Origin of the sequence: Streptomyces sp. NPDC058576, assembly GCF_042718715.1 — a bacterium.
Taxonomy (GTDB): Bacteria; Actinomycetota; Actinomycetes; order Streptomycetales; family Streptomycetaceae; genus Streptomyces.
The window spans coordinates 43,470-50,488 of record NZ_JBHXPF010000027.1 but is presented as its reverse complement, the minus strand read 5'-3'; the positions used below and the strand labels follow the sequence as shown (position 1 = coordinate 50,488).

6 protein-coding genes and 1 pseudogene are annotated in these 7,019 nt (G+C 67.0%); 3 read left to right on the top strand and 4 right to left on the bottom strand.

All coding sequences use genetic code 11. The features are described from left to right. Positions 1–126 precede the first annotated feature (126 nt). Positions 127–594, bottom strand: coding sequence for a hypothetical protein (locus ACFWRV_RS20125; RefSeq protein WP_384336359.1), 468 nt, complete (start codon positions 592–594; stop codon positions 127–129). A gap of 595 nt (positions 595–1,189) precedes the next feature. Between ACFWRV_RS20125 and ACFWRV_RS20120 the strand changes: the two genes are divergently transcribed. Continuing rightward, positions 1,190–1,567, top strand: a complete 378-nt coding sequence (locus ACFWRV_RS20120; RefSeq protein WP_384336357.1) for a PadR family transcriptional regulator — start codon at positions 1,190–1,192, stop codon at positions 1,565–1,567. Then, on the top strand, positions 1,564–2,151 hold the full coding sequence (locus ACFWRV_RS20115; protein WP_384336355.1) for a hypothetical protein: 588 nt from the start codon (positions 1,564–1,566) through the stop codon (positions 2,149–2,151). Before ACFWRV_RS20120 ends, ACFWRV_RS20115 begins: the two co-directional genes overlap by 4 nt. Positions 2,152–3,325: 1,174 nt before the next feature. Here the strand turns inward: ACFWRV_RS20115 and ACFWRV_RS20110 are convergent. Then, complete coding sequence (locus ACFWRV_RS20110) at positions 3,326–4,204, bottom strand: phytanoyl-CoA dioxygenase family protein (protein ID WP_384336353.1); 879 nt, start codon at positions 4,202–4,204, stop codon at positions 3,326–3,328. A 115-nt stretch (positions 4,205–4,319) separates the two neighbouring features. Here ACFWRV_RS20110 and ACFWRV_RS20105 point away from each other — a divergent pair, with 115 nt between their 5' ends. Beyond that, a complete protein-coding gene (locus ACFWRV_RS20105; RefSeq protein ID WP_384336351.1) occupies positions 4,320–5,324 on the top strand; it encodes a LacI family DNA-binding transcriptional regulator in 1,005 nt (334 codons plus the stop codon). 66 nt (positions 5,325–5,390) lie between these two features. Here the strand turns inward: ACFWRV_RS20105 and ACFWRV_RS20100 are convergent, their stop codons facing one another. Further along, a complete protein-coding gene (locus ACFWRV_RS20100) occupies positions 5,391–5,684 on the bottom strand; it encodes a hypothetical protein (RefSeq protein ID WP_384336349.1) in 294 nt (97 codons plus the stop codon). A gap of 73 nt (positions 5,685–5,757) precedes the next feature. Further along, positions 5,758–6,639: pseudogene (locus tag ACFWRV_RS20095) on the bottom strand (IS5 family transposase). Between the last annotated feature and the right edge of the window lie 380 nt (positions 6,640–7,019).

Genomic DNA, 7,019 nt, shown 5'->3' with positions numbered 1-7,019 from the left:
CCCCATAAAAACACACAAAATCGGCTCGCCCCCTTTTTTTTTTAATACCACCCCCGGCGCCACCCACAAAAACGGCCCCCGGGGGGGGGGGGGGGGGCCCCCCCCCCCCCCCCCCCCGGAAGGGGATCAGCCGGTGAAGTTGTTCAGGATGTAGGTGATGAGCTCCTGCACCGCATAGCCCGGCAGCGCCTTGATGGCCCACTTCGCCGGGTTGAAGTTCGACAGGCTGTCGACCCACTTGGTGAAGCCGGTCTGGCCCTTCTTCGCGGCGTTGAACGCCTTCTTCGCCAGGCCGGCCTTCTTGATGGCATCCCATGCGGCCTTGATCAGCGCGCCGACGCCCTGAGCTCTCACTTCGCCGCTTGCGGAGTTGATGGCGGCCCCGCTCGTGGGCCCGCTGAGGCCCGACGCTGCGGTGCTGCCGGCCGTGGAGAGCGAGAGGGAGCGCGTCGCCTGCTGGGCGTCGGTCGTCTGAGTAATCGAGACGGTCCGGGCCGGTGCCTCTGTGGCAGCGGTGGCTGCGGGCGCGGCAACCCCGAGAGCAACAGCAGCGAGCACCGAGATACCGGCCGCGCGCAGAGTGGTGCGCTTCACGTAGACTCTTTGGTGCGTAGCCGGGGGAGAAGGCATGGCGGAGCGCAGGCGATGGTTCCAAGCAAAACCAGCGCCCCGCAGTCTTCTTCCCCGTTTTATTTCCCCCTGTGTGCCAACCCGGTTGGTCTGGCCGGGGGCGAACTCCAGGAAGATATCCCGCCGTTCCGCGTCTCAGCAATCGAGATGCCGGTGAACAAGATCACGCATGCAAAATCTTGAAACGATTTGCTTTTGCGGCCGCATGATGTGAACCAGGAAGCGCTGCGCGACCATTTGTTCACAGGCGGATCTTATTATCGGCCATCATGGCGCAAAAACGTCTACAGCGCCCTCACGGGAAACCGAACTGGCCGGAATCGGCAGGCTCAATTTGAGCCGTTGCTGAAATTTCGCCTTCACGCGGGCGTGGTTTTTCGCCAGCCGTCTGAGCGTCCAACGGGTCCGACGCGCGCGCCACGACTGCGCGGCAGCCCGACCGGCGCCGCTGTGCGACCTGAGCGCGGGAGGCTGCGCCCTCCGGGTCATGCGGGTCGAGTGCCACCCACTACCTCAGCTGTCTTGCAAAGCAAGACAATCTCTGGCTACCTTGTACCGCATGACAAAGGGACCACCTGCAGCTGGTGACCAGCGACGCAGCCAGCTGCTGCGCGGGGTTCTCGATCTCTGCCTGCTGTCGCTGATCGCTGAACAGCCCAGATATGGCTTCGAGTTCGCAGCAGCACTCAACGCCGACGGGCTGGAACTGGTCAGCGAGGGCAGCATTTATCCGCTGCTCGCCCGGATGGAGCGGACGGGGCTCATCACCTCCTACCGCGCTCCTTCTCCGAGCGGCGGTGCCCCGCGGAAGTACTACCGCCTGACCGAGACAGGCCACGCCGAACTGAGCGGCGGCAGGCGCGATTGGCTTGCCTTCGCCGGACAGGTGACTCACATCCTGACCACTACACACCCCACGGGGGGAACCACACCATGACGAACGCGCAGATCCTCGCGGCGTGCCGCAGCAATTGGGAGTACCGGGGAATCGATGACGCCTCCGTACGCGAGATGCTTGAGGAGCTCGCCGCCCACCTGGAGGATGCGCAGACCGCCGGCCGTAGCGGGCAGGACGTCGTCGGTCAGGATGTTCGCAGCTTCGCCGCAGCATGGGCCCGGGCCCGTGCCCCGTTCTCCCGCCGGGTTGCGCGCACCGTGTCCACGACCTGCTTCGCAGTCGGCTGCGTCCTCATCCTTGCCTACCTGCTCCGGTGGACGTCCGAGCTCGCTGTGACGCCCGCCTACCTGGCCTTCTGGTCCTCCCTTGGTGTGGCCACGGTCGTATGGGAGCTGCGCCGAGGCAGCCTGGGAATGCGTGCACGCTGCGCGGTCGCTGTCGCCATCGCTCTGCCCGCCGCGATCCTCACCGGCCTGCTAACAGGCGACGAGGTGCTCTTCGCCCTGCCGCTATGGGCTGCGCTGGCTCTCCTGGTGCCCGGACTGCCCTACGCCGCAGCCGATGCGCGCGCCAGGAGGAGCAGCCACACGGCCGACGACACCTCAGCCTCTCCGGCACGGTAACGAGTCCCGAGCCCCGCTGGCCGCTACCCGCCACGCATCCGCTTGCTTCCGGAGCGGTACGCCCGCTTCGGCATCGACTCGGCGCCCTCAGCTTGTTCTTCATGGTCCGAGCCGCCTGCAGGCGTGCGGCAAGGCCAATCCATCTCCTGGTTAGGGTTATGGCCAAGGGAATGGGGCGGCGGCCCAAGGTGGATGTGGACAGCGGCGTCGAGGACTCGACGATGCTCATCCTGGAATGGCTCGGTGAGCAGGGGATAGGTGCCATGATCCGGATCGACGCGGAGCGCCTGCGTGACGGTCAGCCGCCGTGGACATTCGCAGCCTCTGGTGGGCCCCTGGAGGGTGGGGTGAGGGCCGATGGTGCCTCGGCCGCCGAGTGCATGGGCAGGGCACTGCTTGAATTGCGAGAAGCCGGGCTGGTCGTTCCTGCATCAAGAACGGCTGGTCCCTGCAGGCTCGGCGCGCTGCGGGCAGCGCGAGTGCCGTGCCCGCGCCTAAGCCAGCGGCTCAGCCGAAGCTCCCGGCCCAGGGGAAGGAGACCAACGCTTCGAAGAGTGCCTGACAACGGCGGCAGGGCCCAACACTGAAGGCCGGCGCCCGGGTCCCCAAGCCCGACACGGCACAACGCGTTCAGCGGCTTGCTCTGTCTGCCCTGTCCTCGACTTCGACAGCCCACACAACGTACGCCCACGGCGTGCAGTCCTCCACCGAGGGCGGGCCGTTGGCGGCGATGTCTTCCAGGGCGGCGTACAGGTCGACGTCCGTGCGCCTGCGCTCCGCCCGCCCCGGAGCCCAGCGACGGTCGTGGAGTCCAGCTGCTGCCGAGTGCTATTGGCGGGGGCCGGCAGATCGGTCGCCGGGGCCCTCCTGGGCGGTCGCGTAGCGGCCTCGCCACGATAGTGAGGGCGTCTAGGGTGTCGGGGCCCGCTTCCCAGCGTGGCAGGGTCGGCAGGATGCCTAGTGCTGGACCGGCGACCACTCCTCGCCGGTCCAGCCCTCCATGCTGGCTGACTAGCGGCCTCAGGTTTTACGGCGTCAAGATGAATTACGTATAGAGCTTCATCTCGTCCCATCCGGTGCGTTCCCACCGCCTGCCCCAGTTCGTCCCGTTCGGTCCGCGAGCAGCAAGACGGCCGCTCCAGCCTGCTTTGGGACCGGTTCGCAGGGTAGGCCGTCAAGGGGCGCCCATGACCAAGCCCTCGATGGTGTGCTTCTGCCTGATAGGCGTCAGTTCATCGACGACCGGGCAGTGAAGATGGTTGCGAACCCTCTGCGGCAGGCTGTCCCAGAAGCCCCGGGTGACGGCCGCGTCGTGGCGGTCATCATTGTGCGCGTCGGGCCCGTCGAGTCCGAGCACAAGGACGGGCCGGGCCTTCAACGACTCGTTCTTGGTCCCGCGGTGCATGGTGAGCGCGGACCGGGCTGAGATGTCGCCGCGCTGGGGGTACTTGCGCACCGCGAGTTGCTCGTAGCGGCTGTAGCGCTCACGGGGCGGGAACATTCCGTGTTCGAAATCGGGTTCCTCGTCCCATTGCGTGCCGGGCGCAATTTCGAAGGGGCCCATGTCCGGGGCTGTGTCGACCGCGGTGAGGTTGAACGCGAGCGAGGTGAGGCGGCGTTCCGTGCGGGTGTGCTCGGGGATAGAGAAGTCGCGGTGCCATGGCTGGTTCACCGCACCTTTCAGCGGTACATCGAATCCGAGTTCGACGATGCGGTAGTCAGGGCCGAGGACAGCGGTGGCCAGCGACCGGACCCAGGGGTGGTCGACGAGTTCGACGAATCCTCGAAGCTGCTCGGGGTGGATCTCCACGTAGTAGCGTTGGGGTCCTCGCCCCACAACTCCGCCAGTCCGGGAGCGCGCCTCTTCGAAGGCGGTCTCGATGTCCTCGCGCAGCCGGTCGGCCCATGCCGCAGTGAAGCCCCCCTTCCTCGCGGTGATGCCGTCCCTGTAGAGGTCGGCGACGTTCTGCGCCACATCGACAGAAGCGTCGGCCGGACTGAGCGCGTCGGCGCTGTCGACGGCGGGCTTTTCGGGGGTCGCGGGCATGGCCATCCTCGCCTTGTTGTGTGGGAGCAGCTATCTCTTTAGATTTACATCGATGCATGCAACGTTGCAATACCCGTGCTGCGGCTCTGTCAGCCCATCGGGTACATGGCAGGATGCAGAGGTGAGCAGTCGTCTGAAGGACGTGGCAGCCCGGGCCGGTGTCTCCGTACGCACCGTGTCCAACGTGGTCAGCGGAGCAGCGCCGGTGGCCGTCGAGACCCGTCGCCGCGTTCAAGAAGCGATCGACGCGCTCGGCTATCACCCCAACCTGGCAGCCCGCAGTCTGCGTGCCGGGCGCACCGGCATCATCGGCCTGGCCATCCCCGAGCTGCACTCCCCCTACTTCGGCGAACTCGCCGGCCTCTTGGTGGATGAGGCCCGGCGCCGCTCATGGACTGTTCTCATCGACCAGACGCGGGGAGACACAGAAGCCGAGCGCCGACTGCTCACGCCGGGCGGCGGACGCGTCGTCGACGGACTCATCATCAGTCCCTGGGCACTGGATCCCGCCGAACTCGCGGCCGCCCAATCGTCGGTCCCCCTGGTCCTGCTCGGCGAGCGCGATCCGCACGGTGCAGCCGACCGGGTCGCCGTCGACAACGTCGCTGCCGCCGACGATGCCACGAACCACCTGATCGGCCTCGGCCGACGACGCATCGCTGCTATCGGCAGCCAGCCCCATCTGGGTAACGGCACCGCACAGCTGCGTACCGAAGGCTACCGGCGTGCTCTCGACCGGGCTGGACTATTCCACGACCAGGAGTTCCAGCGCCCCGTCCGCGCGCTAAACAGGGCGGACGGGGCCCGAGCCATGAACGAACTGCTGGATGGGCCGGCGGTCCCTGACGCCGTGTTCGCCTTTAGCGACGAACTGGCCCTGGGCGCCCTCCACACAGCGCACCAGCGAGGCCTGCGCGTGCCCGAGGACCTAGCAATCGTCGGATTCGACGACATCGAGGACGGCCGCTTCAGCAACCCCCCGCTGACCACTGTCTCCCCGGACAAACAACAGATAGCCGAGCGATCCCTGCAGTGCCTGGCCGACCGCATCTACAGCCCCGGCAACAACGTACCGCCGCAGGAACTCACCGTTCCGCACCGTCTGGTGGTCCGCAGCACCACCTGAGGCCCCTTCTGCAACGTGCCTCCCGGGCCCGGAAGAACCAGCAAGACCTAGGCACTGTCCGGCGGATCATGCTTCGGGGTCGAGGGTCCGGAGGTCGTAGAGGTAGGAGCGGTCGCTTTTGAAGCTGCGCCAGACGTTGGCCGGGGGTTCGGGTTCGTCGCCGTGGGTGTTGAGGGGGTGGGCGGTGACGAGGCCGTCAGCGATCTCGCAGTGCCAGCCGTCGGTGGGCGACCAGACACACCGCACGTTCCCGTCTGCTCGGCGGTAGGCGGGGCGGCCGTTGTGCTCGCCGTCGCGTTCGAAGTGGTAGCGGAGCCGGTCTATGTGGCGCACGAAGGTGAAGGATGCAAGTGCCGTCATACCTTCGGCACTGTATGGGACAACGCTGCTGACGGCTAAGCAGTTCTTGGTGTAACCAGATGCAGGGCGCATTTCACGGGCGGAGCCAGAGCCGGATTGCGGCGACGGTGACGGTGCCGTGGAAGACGTAGGCCCTCTTGTCGTAGCGGGTGGCGACGGCCCGGGAGTTCTTGAGCCGGTTGATCGTTCGCTCGACCTCGTTGCGGCGTTTGTAGATCTCGCCGTCGAAGCTGGTGGGCCGACCGCCCTTGCTTCCGCGTCTTGTGCGGTTGGCCCGCTGGTCCTTCGGCTCGGGGATGGTGTGCTTGATCTGGCGTCTTCGCAGGTAGCGGCGGTTGCGGCGTGAGCTGTATGCCTTGTCGCCGCCGAGGCGGTCCGGCCGGGTGCGCGGCCGGACCGCCCAGCGGTCGGGGAACGGCGATGCGTTCGAGGACCTCAATCATCTGCGGCGCGTCGCCCCACTGGCCCGGCGTGACGAGGAAGGCCATGGGCCGGCATCCACCCTCACCGGCGAGGTGGATCTTGCAGGTCAGGCCGCCCCGGGACCGCCCGAGTCCCTCGTCGGAGCGGTGGTGCCGGGGCGTTCTCCTTTTTTCGGGAAGCGCGGCTTCTGCTTTCGGGCCCCGGCCGCATGCTGATGAGCACGGCAGGACGTCGAATCTACGCTGACCATGCTCCAGTCGATCCGGCCCGCGAGATCGGCGTCCGCCTGGACGGCACGCATCATCCGGTCCCACGTGCCGTCCGCCGACCAACGCCGGTGCCGCTCGTAGACGGTCTTCCAGCTGCCGAAACGCTCCGGAAGATCCCGCCACGGTATGCCCGTTCGCACACGGAACAAGATTCCGTTGATCACCCTGCGGTGATCGCTCCACCGGCCGCCACGCTGCCCCGACGCCGGGAAGTGCGGCTCCAGCCGGCCCCACTCGGCATTCGTCAGATCACCCCGCCCCATGCCGGGAACAACGAGTCAGCAATCCGACAGTCACATGATCCGCCGGACAGGCCCTAGGCGGTGGACCGGTTCGTCGGTGATCGGACGAATCACGGAGCGGGCTCCTCAACGTCACTGGCGCGGATCGCGATCTGGGCGAAGGTGGGCATCCCGAGGTCGACGACAGTGCCGCGCCGAGTCTGCTCAGCATCAAGCTGGGCGAGATTGTCCTCCGCCCGGCAAAACTCACCTGGAGCCCTTCCACCTCGCCGAGCCATCCTTCGCGTTCGGCCTCGGCAACGCGGGCGAGGAGGTTGTCTCGGATCTCGACGAGCCGGTCACGTTGGGCGGGGTCGGGCCAGAGCATAGGGCAGCGGACGCAGGCGTGTTCGTGGATGCAG

Coding starts and splice junctions, on each gene's coding strand:
- ACFWRV_RS20120 (WP_384336357.1), top strand. CDS start 1,190: ATGACAAAGGGACCACCTGCAGCTGGTGACCAGCGACGCAGCCAGCTG.
- ACFWRV_RS20115 (WP_384336355.1), top strand. CDS start 1,564: ATGACGAACGCGCAGATCCTCGCGGCGTGCCGCAGCAATTGGGAGTAC.
- ACFWRV_RS20110 (WP_384336353.1), bottom strand. CDS start 4,204: ATGGCCATGCCCGCGACCCCCGAAAAGCCCGCCGTCGACAGCGCCGAC.
- ACFWRV_RS20100 (WP_384336349.1), bottom strand. CDS start 5,684: ATGACGGCACTTGCATCCTTCACCTTCGTGCGCCACATAGACCGGCTC.